The organism is Agrobacterium sp. RAC06 (assembly GCF_001713475.1).
GTDB lineage: Bacteria > Pseudomonadota > Alphaproteobacteria > Rhizobiales > Rhizobiaceae > Allorhizobium.
Map to the genome: position 1 here is coordinate 2,007,877 of NZ_CP016499.1, position 16,502 is coordinate 2,024,378.

Here is a 16,502-nt window from a genome sequence, read left to right on the forward strand (position 1 = left end):
GAGGTATCTGGTAGACGCCGCCTTGCGAAACTGCTCGAATGCCACGGTGCGAGGGTGTGTCGATCAGGGCGTCCCAAAGACAGGAGACAAGAGCGCATGGATGTGTTTCGGGCCATCTACACGTCACAACCCTTTGGCTATGACAGCTCAATTTTAGACGGGATCCTGATGGAGGCCCGGCGCGCGAATGTCCGTGACGGCATTACAGGTGCCCTTATCTGCCGCGCAGACATCTACCTGCAGTGGCTTGAAGGCCCCGAGCTGGAGGTGCGCAAGACCCTTGAGCGCATTGAGCGCGACGACCGCCACCTCGACGTCAAGGTGCATGTTGCTGAACATGTAACAGAGCGAACGTTCGCAGAATGGGCCATGTTGCACGATCCGGCGGCGACATGGATCTGGTCGCAAAGCGAGATTGCAGGCGGTGCCCTCCAGCGAACCACTCCGGAAGAGATAACGGGCTTTTTCCTAAAACTTCGCAGCAGCGGAGCTGCTGACGACAAGTGACACCCCTGCCCGCAAGCTGCTTCGGACGCTTGCCGCGATGAGACAGGAGCGCCATCTTCGAAAACGCCTCAATATCGGGAGGCTCGAGAAGGAAGGCGCCGACCGCACCAAAACAGCGATGAATGCGAGCCCATGAGAAGTCCGCTTCCCAAGCGGATGCCTATAATGGTGCGAGCATTTCTCGAATGGCCGATATGATGCGGGCATGGTCATACGGCTTACTGAAGAACTTGCCCTCTATCGGAAGAAGATCATCTCGCAACTGCCGGTGTCCTGAAGCAATGATGATCTTGACCGGAGGCCATCTGTCACGCACGGCCTCTGCAAGCTTCAGGCCGTCCATACTACCGGGCATGTCGATGTCCGTGAACATGAGCCTGATTTCTGCATGCGCATTGAGAAGTCCTATCGCTTCGTCGGCATTGGACGCTTCGAGCACAATGAACCCCTCATCCTCAAGCGACATTGCGATGTCCATGCGGACGATCGTTTCGTCCTCAACGACAATAACTGTGGTCCCCTTCTGCGCCATTGCCTATGCTTTCTGTCTGATACGTTGCGCATGTGCCAATTAAGTGCGCCATCACAGGCAACGCGCTCTCAGGCTATTCGATCCTTCTATGTTCGGCTTATTTTATCAATGGTTACGACCGCTTGCGTAGACAGACTGTTCCAGATGGCAATTAATTCGCGCTAATGCGTTCGACAGGCCCTCGCCAGCAATCTTCACATTGGCTTCGAATATGAGCAAGGGGTGCCGCTCGCTCCAGTGCAATGATGATTGGCACTTCGGAGCTGTCGGGCTGCTCGGCCAGATGCGCCCCAATTTGCGCGAAATCGGCGGAATTCAGCGCCTCGTTTCCCCGTCTCAAAGACGTCAGGCTGTTCCACCGCGGGACCGGGAGCGGGCGTACCTGCCATCTTCGACCAGATCCGCCACGGCAGTCCAGAGATGATAGAGCGAGCTTGCGGGGATTGTCTGGGCAATCGGCATATCATTCGTATCAAGCCGGTCATGCCAGCAACCGGGAGGTGCTCCGGTCATGTAGGCTGCCAGGATAGCAGCAGCCACGTCGTCTGCCTCGACGAGATATCCTTGGAAACCGAAACGCTCATAGAGTGACAAGAACGCCTTCAGCATCTCCACCTGAGGCCAGAGTCTCCGCGAAGGAGTAATGGGCCTGATCGCCGAGACGACATCGACGAGGAAGGGTGAACCCTCGATGCGCCCGATCGCCAGAGCGGTCGAGAGGAGATCGAGGCAGATCTTGCCGTGGTCGCTGTCGGCCAGCATGTCATGTCGTGTCGTCAGCCACACCCATTCGCACATGTGACCAGGTTCCAGCCGATCTGATCCATAGCGGGCGGCGAGTTCCCATTGCGGCCCGAAGAACTCGTGAAGCGGCCCTTTCGGTCCGACGAGGAAATGTGAGCCCAGAAGTGCAAAGGCGCGACCTTCGGCGCTCATGTGAGCGGATGTTCGGTTGTTTTCGCATAGGGCCAAGGCCGCTTCGAGGTAATGCATATGCGGGTTCTGTCTGCGCGGCAGGCTTCCGTCGCTGTCTTCGGCCCACCCGCCAAAAGGATCCTTCAATGTCTGGTCGATCGCGGTGAGAGCCTGATCGATATGATGACGGTACATGTCCTTGCCAGTCGCGGTCAGCAGCCAGGAGAGGGCAAGCAGGATACAGGAACTGTCATAGAGGTCGCGGATGGGGTCGGTGATGCTGTCGGTATGGCGGTTGAAGGCGCGAGCGTAACCGCCACGCGGACCGCCAATCCAGGCGACGCGGTGGAGATTGGCAAAGGCCGCCTCAGCCATTTGAAGTGATGCGGGCGGGGCGACGCCGAGATGCGCCGCATGCGCATGCACATAGATCTGCCGCGCTACCGTCCGCGTCCTCACCTCTCCGGATGTCTGGGCTGATCCGTCGAGTTCCAGATGTTCAACAAACTGACCGCAGCGCTCGTCGTAGCCCACTGCGGCCCAGGTCGGCAAAATCTCCTGAAGGAACTGTGATTTGAGAAGCGACAGGCTCACATGGAACTCCTCTCGGCTGCGTTCCGATACCCTTCGTCGTCATGACGTCGCCCCGACGGGACGCATCGTTTCCAGAAGCTCACGGATCTTGATCGTCATGAAGTTGGAGTAGGTGTCCGACACGGCATAAGGCAGGGCGATCAGATCGCCGTGTCGCATTGCACCGCAGGAATAGACTACATTGGGCACATAGCCTTCCCGCTCGGTCGGTTCCGGCTGCAGCAGGGGTTCGACTGTCCGCGAAAGAATGATGCTTGGGTCCTGCTTGTCGAGCAGGGTCACCCCGATCGCGTAGCGTCGCATCGGCCCCACCCCGTGGGTGAACAGGAGCCAGCCCTCATCGATTTCGACTGGCGAGCCGCAATTTCCGATTTGTACGAACTGCCAGGCAAATTCCGGCTTCATCAGCATCTGCCCCTCCTCCCAGTGAAGCAGATCGTCAGAATAGAGGATAAAGAGGTTTTCGCTGTCTTGCCGGGCGATCATCGCGTAGCGGCCGTTGATCCGCCGAGGAAAGAGCGCCATGCCTTTGTTGCGGGCAGCAGGGCCGCGCAAAGGGGTCAGGGTAAAGCTCGCGAAGTCTTTCGTCTCAAGGAGTTCCGACCGAATTGAAGAGCCGCTATAGGCCGTATAGGTGGCAAAATAGATCGTCTCGCCCTCGTCCTCGAAGGCCACGAAACGGGCATCCTCAATGCCGTTGGACTGGGCTTCGGTGACCGGAAAGACAACGCGCTCACTGAGGTCGCTGTCACGGTTGAAGCTGAGCCCGATACAGCCGGCAGGCGCGAGCCCGTCATGTGCATGAATAACCGGCAGCCCCGCCAAACGTGTCGGAGGATCGATGGCCAAATCACCATCCGGATCAAGCACACCCGAGCGGAAGGTTAGCGAAGAGATGTGGCCCTCTCCGACAGCCCTCAGGCTGAGGATCACCCGCCTGCTACCCTTGGCGACACCAGACTGATCTGGATGCGCAACGATACTGGGATTGAAGAGGGCGGCGGATTCGAACGAATACTCGTTCATGAAATAGGCCCCGACCAACTGCCTTTGTTGCTGACTGAACTGCTGATGATGGTGGAATGCATCTTCCATCGCATCCGCCCGAAGCTCGAACTGCCGCAACAGGTTGCGATGTCGTGTGTCGAAATTGGCGAGGATATCGCGCAACTGGTTGGCCGTGGCGATCGGGTCCAGCGACAGAACACGATCGACGATCTCGTTCGCCCTGCTCTTGTCACGGGGATTGAAGTGGCGCGGCTCGGTCGATGGCTTGAATGGGCGTACTATCACGCGTGTCGGGTCGGGCCTGAGATAAAGAGCCTGCCGGTTCAGAAGGTTGTCTTGGGGCAAAAGGGAACCTGCTCTCTCTGGATATGGGGTAACCCGGCTCATGAGAATTGCCGGAAAACGACCCGGGGAAGCACGGGCGTGTGTGCCAGATGAACTCTGCCGATTTCGATTGAAGAGATCAGATAGCAGAGCACGGATTCAGCGCCTCTGTTCTCATTGGCGCGGTCGGCATGCAGGCCATCTCGGCAACTTCCCGTTTCCGGATCGACAAGGGAGATCCCATGATCGTTGCTGCCCGTGAACCAATTGAAGGTGCTGTTGGCAAGCTCGATCCAGTGCTTGTCGGAGGTGGCGTCATAGGCGGCAAGACATGCCGATATGGTTGCCGTTGCCTCCACTGGCTGCTGATCGAATGGCTTCGGCGGCTCGCCGATTTCAAAGAAGCCTTCCGTGCCAATGGCGCGAAAGTGACCTGCCTCTGCAGTCTGCTGGACCATCAACCATTGCAGGGTAGCCAGGCCGGTGTCGACAAAGGCAGACACTTTGGTAGCAAGCCCCGTGACAATCAAAGCCTGGCTCAGTCTCGCGTTTTCGTAAGAGAGGCCCTCCTCGAACCAGCGGCGACCGTTCTTCGACACACGCCGCTCCAGATCCATCAGACTTTCGGCGAGCCGAACGCGCAGCATACGTGCGTGGGGATCGTGGGGATTGGCCGTGCAATAGTCGTTCAAGCCGAGGAGCGTGAAAGCCCAGGCTCTGGGAGAGCGAAAGTCGAGCGTAACCGACATGGCTTTCGCAAAGAGCGCACTTGCCCAGCGGCGGCGAGGCGCATCGGTATCCGACAGCGCACAGGAACCCAGGGCCCAGAGCGTCCTCCCGTGGCTATCTTCGGATCCCTCGTCTTCGAGCCATCGGCGATCATAGCTCATGAAGTTGCGGAAACGGCCCGTATCCGGATTCCACGCATGTTCGACAAAGGCTGCGAATGACGCCGTCATCCGATCGGTGATTCCAATCTCAGCAGCTTTCGACAGCAGAGAAGATAAAAGCAGCGCCCGCGCATTGTCGTCAACGCAGTAACCGTGGGACCTGTCTGGCACAGAAAAGACGGCATGTTGAACAATGCCAGTATCGTCACACATGGCGTGGAGATGACCGAGCTTCAACGCCGTTCGCTGCGCGGGCCGCGTAATCCGCAACGAGACGAGGTCGCTGACGAGTTTCGGTCGAAAGGATTCGCGCGCCTTTGCCATGCTCTCCAGATAGAGCACGGCCACATGGGACCAGATCATCGAACGTCCCGCATCGTATGCGAGGTGGCGCATGGCCATACGACGCTCATCGTCTCCCAGCAGATCGCCAATCGCCTTGCCGGTCGCCGATGCGTCGCCAAATGGAACGAGAACGCCGCGTGCATCCGTCAGAAGTTCCAGGGCGTGCCAGTAGGGGGTCGATACGACCGCGCTGCCCATGCCGAAGCTATAGGCAAGCGTTCCGGACGTCATCTGCGCCTCGTCGAGATAAGGCGTCACATAGACGTCGCACATGGCGATAAAGTCGAGCAGTGTCGGCAGGTCCACAAACTGATTGAGGAATTCCACGGCGTGGTCGACGCCAAGCTTTTCCGCACGGTGCCGCAGGCTGTCCCGATAGGTGTCGCCCTGCTTGCGCAGCAATGTCGGATGGGTGGCTCCAAGCACGATGTAGAGCGCCCGAGGATTCTGCTCCAGGATCGCGGGCATGGCATCAATCACCACCTCGATCCCCTTGTTCGGAGAGAGCAGGCCAAATGTCAGGATGATCGGTCGTCCCGCGTAGCCCCGTTCGACTTTGGCCAATTCCGGATCATGAAAGGGGCGATCCGGTATGCCATGCGCGATGACGTCGATCTTCTCTGGCGCAACCCCATAAACCTGCGTGAGCAAGAGACGTCCGCGCTCCGCCATAACGACAATGCGATTGGAATGCGCGGCGACCTTTTTCAGGACGTGGTGTTGTGAAGGTGTCGGATCCGCAAGGATCGTATGGCAGGTCGTGACAACCGGTACCCGCAAATGCGACAGGAGTGTCAGGATGAATTCGCCGTCAGGTCCGCCGAAGATGCCGAATTCGTGCTGCAGGGACACAGCGTCGAACCGTCCTTCGTTCAGGATCCTCGCCGCGGTCACATAGTCTTCAGGTTCGGACTCCCGGATCTCGAAGATCACGTCGGGCGGGTAGGCGTAACTCTGGTCCTCGTCCGTGATGGCAATGATGCTGGCACTCACATCGGCGGTGCTTTCGGTCATGGCGTGCGACAGATCACCCGTGAAGGTGGCAATGCCACACTGACGCGGCGGAGAGTTGCCGATAAAGGCGATACGCGTTGGCTTGTTCATGGACGTTCACCTTCCGACACAATGGCAAGCTGGTTGCCGCACAGGTTAAGACATCAAAGTCGTTCGGGTTCCACCGCTTCGAGTTCGCGTTCGAGAGCGACACGCCCCTGATGGAGTTCAGCATTCCACAGTCGGTACTGCGGGCTGTTCTGATAGGCGGGCATGGGAGCCGCGACCGTGTAGGTGACTGCGGCAGCAGGCGACAGGCCCTTGGTCGTGACGAGGCGGACCATCTGGCCGATGGTAAAGCGATGAGAAGGCATGCTGTTTCTCCTTTTTAGAGGGTTAGCGCGACGTGGGCGGGACTGCGGGCCTTTCGGGTCGACGATCGGCTCCCGATCAAAGTCCCGGCACCGCAAGAAGCTTGTCCTTTTCCAGGGCGGCATCGAGTTCCGACGGATCTATGTCAACCAAGCTCTTCTTGTTGCCTGAGGCCACTTCGATCATGGTGGAGACGCGCCTGTAGGCGAGCCAGGAGATCCCGGTGATCTGCTCCTCGTCGTCCAAGACATCGTAGTCACCCGCCGGGTACACGCCCTGGAGACCCGTCAGCGTGAAGGGTGCCTTGAATTGTACGGTTCTCTTTTTCGTTCGCGTGAACATGTGAGACTCCTTTTGTGGTGACGGCGAGACATTGCAGCGGATAGAATCCGAGCGTCTCGCGTCATCCGTGTTCATGAGCCCTGCTTGGGCGGAACAGCGGGCCTTGCTGTGAATGCGTGGATGCTGCAATCCGGCCGTTTCCCAGCCCCCGACCTGATCTCAAAGACATTCGGTCGGCAGGTCGCCGTTGCAATCCGCTTCTTGCGAATGTCAGCGAGTATGATGACCTTGTCGGAGCTCTCCATCAGGTGCTTGGCTTTCCGGCTGTGCCAGACAGATCGCCGCCACATGGACTTCCGCCCTCATCTTCCCAGCGCCACAGAGCAGCGGCGTCACTGAAAACCACATCCTCCCAGATTGCGGTTTGCATATCGGCCATCAGCATTCCGTTGCGAAGGCGATTGATGATCAGCACCTCCGTTTCGTAGTTGCTGCCTGACTGAGCGTGCGGATCCGTACTCGAGTAGTTGGAGCGATGGAGCAGTGCGCGCAGCAACGCCTGGTCAGCCAGTCTTCGCTCGTTCTCTGGCTGGTTTCTAATCAGCATTGCAGCACGGCGAGATCTGCCCGACACCGTCGTTGTGCAGGCAAATTGCAGTGGACCGCTGAAGATCGACCATGATCTGCTCCTATTGTGGGTTCACAAAGCGCTCTGATTGACGTCTTCACACAGCCGTCTGAAGGGACGATCCGAATGCACTGAGATCGAGTTCGATCGTGTGTCGTCGCCGAGACTGATAGGCTTGCCTCGCTGCCGTCAGGATCCGATCCCGCAGGCGGTCGAATGCCAGGAGATACTCGCGTTCCATCCGGCGGCTGGTCGCCCCCTCACGGTCAAACACTGCGACAGGCAATAGAAACAGAACCTGGTTCAGACCATCATGACCGATGAAACGGATCAGACCGCGCGTCTCGTCATAGGCACGGGTCGGGTTGGGGAAGGCAAGGGTCACAGGCTCGATCCCTGAACGTGATGCTTTTGCCTTGTGAGTACTGTCTTATCTGCCCAGAGGTTGACGGCGGGGGTCAAATCGCCGGATCTGCGAACGCCCTTCTGGTAAAGGGTGATCGCGTGGCGCGCCGCGCCGCGGTCCAGTTCGCACAGTGGTTCCTCATGGCGGAAGCCTGCATGCCGTAATGCGTTTCTGATGGTGCTGATGTCGAAGCTGCCGATAGGCTGATGCAAGGCGGAAGACATGATGTCCTCCTTAATTGGGGCCAGGGTGAGTGCCGCCCAGAAAGTGGCAGTGCCCGTTCAATGGCTGCCACTAATCTATATATGGACACTATATCTGAAATTGCAAGGCAAAGCGGGAAACATCCAATGAGCGTATCTTGCGAGCTGGGCCATCGTAGATCGGGTGCGGTGGGCACTCGGGGGCTCTGTAGAATGACGCCTGCACCTTTCCTTCCGACAAACAACTCGAGAGTTGGCGCCGGCCATATCCGAAGTCACAAGGGGCGGACATGGATGGACAGGCCAGGCTCACTGCCGAGCCGTCGAAGAAAAACTTCGTGTGACCGTCTCGAATTTCAGCCTCAGGCTCCATAAGTGGGTGCATATGCCGCTCGCGCCCCGCGGGCGAAAAGCGCCAATCGCGACAACCGCTTCCAGGAGCCCATGGCCGAATTTTACGTTCTCGAACCACCAGGCGTCGGTCTGGTTCCGACCTGGCAGTGGCTTATGGCCACCTGGTTCGGAACAGGATTGGTCGTTCCGCTGCGGGCGGGGCTTGCAGTCTTCGCGCTCTTGCCGCTGCTGGTCGTGTCCATCAAGATGCCCCGGCTCGCGGTTCCGATGTTTGCCGTGCTCATCTTCGCCCTCGGAGTCTATGTCTCGTCAGCGATCGATCTGGCAACCGGCGTGAAGGATGACCGCCGGATCGTCATCGATGAAGTGGCAGCCTTCCTGATCGGTGCCTCGCTGATCCGTCAGGCGGGCTGGCGGATGCTGGTGCCGTTTGCGGCTCTCTTCCTGTTCTTCGACAGATTGAAACCCTGGCCGATGGCCTATGTCGAGCAGGTCCCATCCGGCTGGGGCGTCATGCTGGATGACCTGGTCCCGGCGGTCGCGGTCGGCCTTGTCCTGGCGGTTGCCCAGCATTTCTGGAACCGCCAATCGCGGTGAAACCGACCGCCGACCGACTTGCTGGCACAGGGCCGCGCGCGTGCGCATCACCCCTCACGGCGCCAGATAGATCGTCACGCGCTTTTCGGAACTCAAGCGACTGTCTCCGTCGGCAAGGTCCGCACCGATGACATCACTCGCGGCGACACCCTCGCTCCGCATGGCCGTGTAGAACAATGCGCTGCTCTCTACGGCGGCCTGCAGGCGCGAGACGTCGGATTGCCTTTTTTCGAGCTCCGGTGCCACGACGTCCATGCTGTCCTGCTTCAGCGCCACGAACCGGAACTGCGTGGCGCCGAAGACCATTTTGACCTCCTCAGCCGTGTCTCTCGCGCGCTGGACGGCACGCAACGCGTTTTCGGCCACGCGCTCACTGTCCGTTTCGCTGACCTCAATCTCGTAGCCGAAGAGTTCGGCAGGGTCATCGTTCCCAGGGTATGGTGCGGATTGTCCCAATGCCGGCGAGGCCGCGGCCCCGCAGGTGAGCATCGCCATCATCGCGAGCGTGCGTTTTAGTGTCATCTGTCACTCCTTTGATTTCATCACCTCTTTCGTCTTCGTACGCGGAGACGTGCGTTCGGCCCCTGGCATACTGTCTCCTGAAGCTGGCAGCGTCAGGCCTCAGAAAATCAGCATCAGGAGCAGAACGACGACCGCCAATCCGATGAGAAATATGACCCCGATGGTGCTACCTATAAACTTGAGCATGTGTCTTCTCCTTAGCGATGTTCGTGAGTGAACGCGGTCGGGGCTTTTGCCCCGAATTCCACTTTAGGAAATCGTGTTGGTAGGCCGATGGTTCCCCTCCGTTCGAATACGCGGCCGTGCAGACTTTGACGAAATGCGTCCTCGGGATCGTGAAGCTTGAAGAGTATTCGCGCGTTCGGAATTCCGAATTCCGATAGCTCGCATTCGGAATTCCGAACACACTTCGAGAAAGCTGACATCTAAAGCCCTGATTTTCAGGTGTTTTCAGACTGGCATGCCTCTTGCTGTCCGATAATGGACAACAAGAGGAACTCGCACCGTGAACTTTGAGTGGACCATACTGATCGCACTGGCCGGGGCCATCATTGCCAAACCGGCCTCGTCGCTGCTCGGGCGATACACCGGCTGGGTGGTAAGCCTCATACCTCTGTTCATCTTCGCCTCGCTTCTCACGCATCTCGCTCCAGTGGCGAACGGAGAGGCGTTGATCGCGCAGCTGGCCTGGGTGCCCTCGCTCGGCGTCGAACTCGCGTTCCGCCTGGACGGTTTCGCACTGCTGTTCGGCCTGCTGATCAGCGGCATCGGAACGCTGGTGGTGATCTATGCGGGGGCCTATTTCGCCGAAAAGCCGAGCGCCGAGATCGGCCGTTTCCTCAGCCTCATCATGCTGTTCATGACCGCCATGCTGGGAACCGTCCTGTCGGACAATCTCATTGTCATGTTCGTCTTCTGGGAACTGACAAGCCTCGCCTCCTTCCTGCTGATCGGCTTCGACGGTCACAAGGAAGCGGCACGCAAGTCGGCGCTGCAGTCACTGATCGTCACCGGCGGCGGCGGTCTCGCGCTGTTTGCCGGCATCCTTCTCATCGGCATGACGCTCGGCACCTTCTCGTTCACGGAAGTCCTCGCACGCTCGAACGAACTGGTCGCAAGCAGCTGGGCTATCCCGATCGCAGTCCTGATCATGATCGGCGCCTTCACCAAGAGCGCGCAGTTCCCGTTCCACTTCTGGCTGCCCAATGCCATGGCCGCGCCGACACCCGCCTCCGCCTACCTGCATTCGGCAACCATGGTGAAGCTCGGCGTCTTCCTGCTCGCCCGCTTCGACGGTGTGTTTGCCGGCATGCCGGGCTTCGGACATACGCTGGTGGTCTTCGGCTCCTTGACCATGGTCGTTGCGGCCCTGCAAGCACTTCGCGCCGAAGGCTTCAAGGCGGTCCTCGCCCAGTCCACCGTCGCCTCGCTTGGCATTCTGGTGATGCTGATCGGCCTGACAGGCGAAGTGGCAGCTGTCGCCACGGTCGGCTTTATCCTCAGCCATGCGCTCTACAAGGCGGCCCTGTTCTTCTGCGCGGGCACCGCCATCCATGCGACCGGCGAAACCCGATTGGACAAGCTTGCCGGCCTCGCGCGCTTCCTGCCGGTCACCGCCGTTGCTGCCGTCCTTGCCAGCCTGTCGATGGCGGGACTGCCCCCCTTTGTCGGCTTCATCTCGAAGGAATATCTGTTCGAAGCGCAGCTTGCCAATGACTGGAACATCCTGCCGATCGCGGCTGCGGTTCTCGTCAATGCCGTCATGGTCGGCGTGGCCGGCGTCGTATCGATCCGTCCGTTCTACTTCAAGTCCGAGGCTGAACGTGAGATCCATCATGGCGAGACATCAGGCCTTCTGGCAGGCCCCTTACTGCTCGCAGCCGGCGGCATTCTGATCGGCCTTATCCCCGCGCCGGCTGGACAGTGGCTCATTGGTCCGGCTGCCTCGGCACTCCTCGGTCAGCCGGTCGACGTTTCGTTCAAGCTCTGGCACGGCCTGACGCCCATGCTGGTCCTGTCAATGCTCGTCGTCGCCATCGGCGCTGTCATCGTCATCCAGTGGACCCGGATCCACAACGCGCTCCGTCGTTACGACACGCTGTATGCCTTCCTCGGCGATCGCTTCTACCACAAGGCACTGAACGGCGTACTGGCGATGGCACGCCTGTCGACGAGAGTGCTCCAGAACGGCGACCAGCATCGCTACACCACACTTGTCGTCCTGGCGGTCACCCTGGGTCTGGCCATCGCCTTCCTGGCGGCCCCGTCGGCCGACTTCCTCGCCTCTGAGGGCAGCATCCGCATCTCGGTTGCACTTGTCCTGATGCTGACGGTGGTCGGCGCACTCGCAACGATCTTTGTCCGCTCGCTGATTGCCGGGCTCGTCTCTGTCGGCATCGTCGGCTTCGGCTCGGCTGTGATCTTCATGTTGAACGGCGCTCCGGACCTCGCTCTGACACAGATGGCCGTTGAAACGCTGATCGTGATCCTGATGACGGCCGTACTCATCAAACTGCCGTCGCGACGCCGGCACTCGCGCACGCTTTCCGAGCGCCGGCGCGACGGCGTGATCGCTTCAGGCTTTGCCGTGATGATGTTCATCGCGCTCGCCTCCATCGGCGTCACGCCCATCGACCTGCGTCTTTCCGACTACTTCGGCGAAACGAGCTACCTCGAAGCCTATGGCCGCAATGTCGTGAACGTCATTCTCGTCGATTACCGCGCCATCGATACGCTTGGCGAGATCGTCGTCGTCGCCATTGCCACCATTGCCGCCTGGGGACTGCTGCGCGGCTCCCTCAAACCCGCCCGCAACAAGGAGTGACCGACCATGTCCGTCATCTTTTCCACCATGTCCCGCCTGTTCTTCGTGCTTCTGCTGGGCGCGGCTGTCTTTATGCTGTTTCGCGGCCATAACGAGCCAGGCGGCGGCTTCATCGGCGGGCTGTTCGCAGCTCTCGCCTTTGCCCTGCTTGCTCTCTCCGACAGCGTGGCGAAGGCCCGCAAGGCGCTGATCGTCCACCCGGTCGTGCTGATCGGCATGGGTCTCGTGCTGGCCTTCGCCAGCGGCATACCCGGCCTGATCTCGGATGGATCGTTCCTGACCCATTGGTGGTTCAAGCTCGGCTCCACGCATCTCGGCACCGCTACCGCCTTCGATATCGGCGTCTTCATGGTCGTTATCGGCGGCGTGCTTTCCCTGGTTTTCCGTTTTTATGAAGGAGTAGAACAGTGAGCCTGATCTACGCGTTTGCCGTTGCCGCCCAGATGGGTGCCGGCATCTACCTCCTCCTGTCGCGCCATGTGATGCGCATCCTGTTCGGGGTCGTGCTGCTGTCCACCGCAGCGAACCTTCTGATCTTCATTGCAGGCGGCCTGCAGTTCACAGCGCCCCCCGTCATCGAACCGGGATCACAGACGCTGGGCGAAGGGGCTGCAAATCCCCTGCCCCAGGCGCTCATCCTGACCGCGATCGTCATTGGCTTTGCACTCGTCTCGTTCGCCGCAGCCCTCGTGCTCAAGGCCTACTACACGCTCGGCTCGGTCTTTACCGACGAGCATAACGATGCCGAAGCTCTTGGCTCGCCTTTCGAAAAGGAGGCCATCCGCAATGGCTGACACGCTTCTCCTGTGGCCCGTCGTCCTACCGCTCATCGGGGCGGCGCTGGCTGCCGCCTTTCACTCGCGGCCGGAGGTGCAGCGCATCATCGCGCTCACCGTGATGATCCTGACATTCGGCGCTTCCCTCGTCCTCGCCAATGCAGTGATTGCAGGCGGCATCCTGACCAAGACCTTCGGAAGCTGGATGCCACCCTTCGGCGTCGTGTTCGTTGCGGACCGCTTCAGCGTCGCGATGGTGGTGATCTCGAGCCTTCTGGCGCTCTGCGCCCTGATCTTCTCCGTCGCTGACCTTCGCCAGCGCCAGGTTCGTTCCGGCTTCTACCCCCTGTTTCTGGGTTTGATGATCGGGGTCAACGGTGCCTTTCTGACTGGCGACATTTTCAATCTGTATGTCTGGTTCGAAGTGATGCTGATCGCAACACTCGGCCTGATCACGCTGGACCGGACCCGCGCCCAGATCGACGGGGCGATCAAATATGCCGTTCTCAACCTCCTTTCGACCATCCTCTTCCTGATGGCGATCGGGTTGCTCTACGGCGCGACCGGCACCTTGAACATGGCAGACCTGGCCATGGTCCTGCCGCAGACGGAATCGTCGGCTGCGCTTACCCTGTCGGCGATGATGTTCCTGCTCGCCTTCGGCATCAAGGCCGGCTTCTTCCCTATGTTCTTCTGGCTTCCGGCCTCCTACCATACGGCATCGATCATCGTGTCGGCCGTGTTCGCAGGGCTCCTCACCAAGGTCGGGGTCTACGCACTCTTCCGCGTCTTCACGCTGCTGTTCGAAGTCGACAACGGGACCCTGAAGCCACTGATCGGCGTGTTTGCCGCAGGCACAATGCTGTTCGGCGTTTTCGGGGCGGCGGTGCAGTGGGATGTCCGCCGTATCCTGTCGTTCCACATCATCAGCCAGATCGGCTACATCATGCTGGGCCTCGCGATCGCGACGCCGCTCGCCATGGCCGGCGCGGTCTTCTACATCATCCACCACATCGTCGTGAAGGCGAACCTTTTCTTCGTCGCAGGCGCCATCCACCGGGCGACCGGGTCATTTGATCTGCGCAAGTCCGGCGGACTGATGAAGTCCTCGCCGTGGCTGGCCGTGCTCTTCGCCATACCTGCCCTGTCTCTGGCCGGCATTCCGCCGCTTTCCGGCTTCTGGGCAAAACTGATGGTGGTCGACGCGTCCTTCCAGGGGGATGAGGCATGGCTGGCAGGCATCGCACTCTTCGTCAGCCTCCTGACGATCTTCTCGATGAGCAAGATCTGGATCGAGGCTTTCTGGAAAGAGCCCGTGCGCAAGACCCGGGTGCGCCATGTGCCGGCTGCCATGATGGCGCCCATCGTGGTGCTTGGAGCCATGACGTTGGCCATCGGCATCAATCCGGAACCTCTGGTCGCATTCTCAAACCTCGCCGCCGACAGCATCGGCAACCGTACCGAGCTGATTGGCGCCATCATCGACCAAAGCACCACAGCAGGAGTGACGCCATGACCCTCGTCAATCGTATCGGCAGGTCCATGACACTTGGACTGGTCTTCATCAACGAACTCGTCCGTTCGTCGATTGCCGTCGCCCGTCAGGTGCTTGGCGACAGCTCGCAGCTCAAGCCGGCGATCCTCGCCGTGCCGCTTGATCTGCGCAGCAGAGCGGGCGTTACGGCGCTTGCGAACTGCGTGAGCCTGACCCCCGGCACGACCTCGCTGCATGTCAGCGAGGATCTGAGCACCCTCTATGTTCACGTTCTGGATGCGCCACAGCCCGATGCGGTGGTGGACAGCATCAAGAACACGTTCGAGACACGCATAAAGGAGATCGAAGGATGATTGCGCTTCTGGATGGGTTTCTATCAACATTTGCCGCCATCATGATCGCCGTCCTGATGGTACCGCTGCTTCTTGCGGCCGTCCGCATGGTGACGGGCCCCGGCTATGCCGACCGCTTCATCGCGCTGGACATGCTGACCGGCATTGCCGTCGCGATCGCCGCCTTGACGATGATCGTCACCGGCCGGCGCGAATTCCTCGACGTCGCCTTCGGGATCGCGTTGATCGGGTTCCTTGCGACGTGTTCGCTGTCTGCTCTTCTCGAGAAGAAAAAGGAGGATGCGTGATGCTCGCAATCCTGTCCATTCTGTTCAAGCTTGTCGGTGTCGTGTTCCTCTGCATCGCCGCCTACGGCGTCATCAAACTTGCCGATCCGTTCCAGCGCATGCACGCCGCCACCAAAGCCGGCACCTTGGGTGCAGGCCTGGTGATCATCGGCAGCGTCATCGCCCATGGAGCGCTGGATGCGACGGTAATGGGTATCCTGACCGTGGTCTTCCTGCTGCTTACCGTGCCGGTCGCTGGCCATCTCCTGGGTCGCGCCGCCTATGTCTCGGGTGCGCAGCTGACGCTTTCGGGCGATGACGCCCTTGACGGCGTGCTGACGCGGGCCGACCAGTCGCTCGGCAGGCGGAGCGGCTGGGATCCCGTCACTCCGATAACACTAACGGTCGACGAGCGAGCCAGATCGCCCGTACCGAAACCGACGCCACGAAACGACATGCCGGTATTGCCGGCACTCGAGGCGGTCCGGTTCGCCGTCATCGACGGACAGGTTGCTCACGTTGCGGAACGTGCTTGTGCCATTGCCAAGCAAACAGGGGCGAGCCTCTCGGCATTCACCATCATAGATACGCATGCGATCCATGCCGCAGCCGATCAGGCGCGCGTGCGTCGGTTGATCCGCGAGCGGGCGAGCGACGCCATCAGCGATCTCAAATCCGTGACGGCGGCGACGGACGTGGCTTCGATCCTGCACTACGATGAAGGCGATCCCGAAGCCATTCTCCGCTGCGAGACACAGCCGGGCCAGACCGTCCTTGTCCTGCCGTGCCAGGGCTGGTTCCATCACCAGGTCGAGGCCCGGATGGACCGCACCACCTGGGATCCGGATGGCCTTTTGCGTCTGCCGAGCTGCCACAGCGGCCCGGTGCTATTCGTAGGCAAGACGCCTTTGCCTGACACGGCACGGACGCTGGTGGTTCGTGATTGTGGCGAAGATCATCTGGCCCCGCTCGTCGAATGGTCCCTTCTCAACAATCTCTGGGAGGTGACGCAGATCGTGCATGTTGCGGACAAGCAGTTGAAGGATACCGGATTTGCCGAGATCGCAGACCGTTTCGGTTGCAGCTATACCCGCCATGCGGCGCCGGACAGTGTCTGCGCCATACCGGCCGGGATCGTCGGTGTACGTGCGGTGGTGCTGGGCCGTACACCACGGCCACTGCGGACGAACTGGTTTGGCGCGCCCTGGCTCGACCGCATCGCACCCGACATGGCAGGTGACGTCCTGATCATGGAACGGTGAGGGCTCGGGCTGGAATAATGTGCTGGCAGGTCAAGCGCGAGTTGGTCTAATCAA

At 60.1% G+C, this 16,502-nt stretch carries 20 protein-coding genes; 9 read left to right on the top strand and 11 right to left on the bottom strand.

Going from position 1 to position 16,502, the window contains the following annotated elements; translation table 11 throughout:
• The first annotated feature begins 96 nt into the window (after positions 1-96).
• Complete coding sequence (locus BSY240_RS09765; protein ID WP_069042175.1) at positions 97-507, top strand: BLUF domain-containing protein; 411 nt, start codon at positions 97-99, stop codon at positions 505-507.
• Between the two features lie 160 nt (positions 508-667).
• Here BSY240_RS09765 and BSY240_RS09770 read toward each other — a convergent pair whose 3' ends face one another.
• The 9 genes from BSY240_RS09770 to BSY240_RS09810 form a co-directional block, all read right to left on the bottom strand.
• A complete protein-coding gene (locus BSY240_RS09770) occupies positions 668-1,039 on the bottom strand; it encodes a response regulator (protein ID WP_054150725.1) in 372 nt (123 codons plus the stop codon).
• A gap of 345 nt (positions 1,040-1,384) precedes the next feature.
• Positions 1,385-2,548, bottom strand: a complete 1,164-nt coding sequence (locus BSY240_RS09775; protein ID WP_069042176.1) for an AGE family epimerase/isomerase — start codon at positions 2,546-2,548, stop codon at positions 1,385-1,387.
• Positions 2,549-2,587: 39 nt separating this feature from the next.
• A complete protein-coding gene (locus tag BSY240_RS09780) occupies positions 2,588-3,943 on the bottom strand; it encodes a glycoside hydrolase family 130 protein (protein ID WP_069042177.1) in 1,356 nt (451 codons plus the stop codon).
• Positions 3,940-6,219, bottom strand: coding sequence for a glycosyltransferase family 4 protein (locus BSY240_RS09785; protein ID WP_069042178.1), 2,280 nt, complete (start codon positions 6,217-6,219; stop codon positions 3,940-3,942). The genes BSY240_RS09780 and BSY240_RS09785 overlap by 4 nt, the downstream gene beginning before the upstream one ends.
• 53 nt (positions 6,220-6,272) lie before the next feature.
• Complete coding sequence (locus tag BSY240_RS09790) at positions 6,273-6,482, bottom strand: hypothetical protein (protein WP_054150729.1); 210 nt, start codon at positions 6,480-6,482, stop codon at positions 6,273-6,275.
• Positions 6,483-6,558: 76 nt separating this feature from the next.
• On the bottom strand, positions 6,559-6,822 hold the full coding sequence (locus BSY240_RS09795) for a hypothetical protein (protein ID WP_069042179.1): 264 nt from the start codon (positions 6,820-6,822) through the stop codon (positions 6,559-6,561).
• Positions 6,823-7,066: 244 nt separating this feature from the next.
• Positions 7,067-7,369 (bottom strand): hypothetical protein, encoded by a 303-nt coding sequence (locus BSY240_RS09800; RefSeq protein WP_069042180.1) that lies wholly within the window; start codon positions 7,367-7,369, stop codon positions 7,067-7,069.
• Positions 7,370-7,487: 118 nt separating this feature from the next.
• A complete protein-coding gene (locus BSY240_RS09805; RefSeq protein WP_069042181.1) occupies positions 7,488-7,775 on the bottom strand; it encodes a DUF1488 family protein in 288 nt (95 codons plus the stop codon).
• Complete coding sequence (locus BSY240_RS09810) at positions 7,772-8,020, bottom strand: hypothetical protein (RefSeq protein WP_069042182.1); 249 nt, start codon at positions 8,018-8,020, stop codon at positions 7,772-7,774. Before BSY240_RS09810 ends, BSY240_RS09805 begins: the two co-directional genes overlap by 4 nt.
• Before the next feature lie 423 nt (positions 8,021-8,443).
• Between BSY240_RS09810 and BSY240_RS09815 the strand changes: the two genes are divergently transcribed.
• The gene (locus BSY240_RS09815) at positions 8,444-8,950 is read left to right on the top strand and encodes a phosphatidylglycerophosphatase A family protein (RefSeq protein WP_069042183.1); all 507 of its coding nucleotides are present in this window, start codon (positions 8,444-8,446) and stop codon (positions 8,948-8,950) included.
• Positions 8,951-9,004: 54 nt separating this feature from the next.
• Here BSY240_RS09815 and BSY240_RS09820 read toward each other — a convergent pair whose 3' ends face one another.
• On the bottom strand, positions 9,005-9,472 hold the full coding sequence (locus tag BSY240_RS09820) for a hypothetical protein (RefSeq protein WP_069042184.1): 468 nt from the start codon (positions 9,470-9,472) through the stop codon (positions 9,005-9,007).
• Positions 9,473-9,571: 99 nt separating this feature from the next.
• Positions 9,572-9,658, bottom strand: a complete 87-nt coding sequence (locus BSY240_RS24595) for a hypothetical protein (RefSeq protein ID WP_442856012.1) — start codon at positions 9,656-9,658, stop codon at positions 9,572-9,574.
• 319 nt (positions 9,659-9,977) lie between these two features.
• Between BSY240_RS24595 and mbhE the strand changes: the two genes are divergently transcribed.
• From mbhE to BSY240_RS09855, 7 genes are read left to right on the top strand one after another with little or no spacing between them, the layout of a single operon-like run.
• Positions 9,978-12,296 carry a hydrogen gas-evolving membrane-bound hydrogenase subunit E gene (mbhE, locus tag BSY240_RS09825; protein WP_069042185.1) on the top strand — a complete coding sequence of 773 codons (2,319 nt, stop codon included), beginning with the start codon at positions 9,978-9,980 and terminating at the stop codon, positions 12,294-12,296.
• A gap of 6 nt (positions 12,297-12,302) precedes the next feature.
• Positions 12,303-12,707, top strand: coding sequence for an MnhB domain-containing protein (locus BSY240_RS09830; protein WP_069042186.1), 405 nt, complete (start codon positions 12,303-12,305; stop codon positions 12,705-12,707).
• The gene (locus tag BSY240_RS09835; RefSeq protein ID WP_054150738.1) at positions 12,704-13,090 is read left to right on the top strand and encodes an NADH-quinone oxidoreductase subunit K; all 387 of its coding nucleotides are present in this window, start codon (positions 12,704-12,706) and stop codon (positions 13,088-13,090) included. The genes BSY240_RS09830 and BSY240_RS09835 overlap by 4 nt, the downstream gene beginning before the upstream one ends.
• On the top strand, positions 13,083-14,588 hold the full coding sequence (locus BSY240_RS09840; RefSeq protein WP_069042187.1) for a Na+/H+ antiporter subunit D: 1,506 nt from the start codon (positions 13,083-13,085) through the stop codon (positions 14,586-14,588). Before BSY240_RS09835 ends, BSY240_RS09840 begins: the two co-directional genes overlap by 8 nt.
• A complete protein-coding gene (locus BSY240_RS09845; protein WP_069042188.1) occupies positions 14,585-14,920 on the top strand; it encodes a Na+/H+ antiporter subunit E in 336 nt (111 codons plus the stop codon). The genes BSY240_RS09840 and BSY240_RS09845 overlap by 4 nt, the downstream gene beginning before the upstream one ends.
• On the top strand, positions 14,917-15,207 hold the full coding sequence (locus BSY240_RS09850) for a monovalent cation/H+ antiporter complex subunit F (protein ID WP_054150741.1): 291 nt from the start codon (positions 14,917-14,919) through the stop codon (positions 15,205-15,207). The genes BSY240_RS09845 and BSY240_RS09850 overlap by 4 nt, the downstream gene beginning before the upstream one ends.
• Entirely contained in the window at positions 15,207-16,448 is a 1,242-nt protein-coding gene (locus BSY240_RS09855) for a monovalent cation/H(+) antiporter subunit G (RefSeq protein WP_069042189.1), read from the top strand. Before BSY240_RS09850 ends, BSY240_RS09855 begins: the two co-directional genes overlap by 1 nt.
• Positions 16,449-16,502: the final 54 nt, after the last annotated feature.